Source organism: Alphaproteobacteria bacterium, assembly GCA_030739735.1.
Classification (GTDB): Bacteria; Pseudomonadota; Alphaproteobacteria; order UBA7887; family UBA7887; genus UBA7887.
The window spans coordinates 1-570 of the sequence record JASLYQ010000061.1 but is presented as its reverse complement, the minus strand read 5'-3'; the positions used below and the strand labels follow the sequence as shown (position 1 = coordinate 570).

The window sequence follows — 570 nt, the reverse complement described above, 5'->3', positions numbered from 1 at the left end:
GAGCAGTTGTGGGAAACCACCCTTGATCCGGACATCCGTTCGCTGCTCCAGGTGCGTATCAAGGACGCCGAGGAAGCCAACGAGATCTTCGAAAAACTCATGGGCGACGTGGTCGAACCGCGCCGCGAATTCATCCAGGACAACGCCCTCAAGGTCGTCAACCTGGACATCTAGGCGAACGCCGGGCGGTATTGGACCGGCAACCGCTGGTCCGCCGAGGTGTCCCGATTCACATTCAATTCGGAGGATATAGTGTCCCGCAAGATCACCGCAGCCATCGTTCAAGACGGCTCCGTCGTCTTCGATCGCGATAAAACCATCGAAAAGGTCAGCCGTCTCACCGCCGAGGCCACCGGCCAGGGGGCCGAGCTGGTAGTCTTCCCGGAAGCGTTCGTTTCGGCCTATCCCAAGGGCCTCGACTTCGGGGCTCGCGTCGGCGGTCGAACGCCCGAGGGCCGTGCCGACTTCCAGCGCTATTTCGACAGTTCCATCGAGGTTCCGGGCGCGGCCTGTGAGGCAATCGGCAAGGCCGCCCGCGCAGCCGGCGTCCATCTTGTCATCGGCGTTATC

The 570-nt window shown here is 62.1% G+C and carries 2 protein-coding genes; both read left to right on the top strand.

What is annotated here, in order from left to right; all coding sequences use genetic code 11:
• The coding region (locus tag QF629_13070) for a hypothetical protein (protein ID MDP6014449.1) at positions 1-174 on the top strand (174 nt) is incomplete at its 5' end.
• Positions 175-252: 78 nt separating this feature from the next.
• A partial coding sequence (locus QF629_13065) for a nitrilase-related carbon-nitrogen hydrolase (GenBank protein ID MDP6014448.1) occupies positions 253-570 on the top strand: 318 nt, incomplete at its 3' end.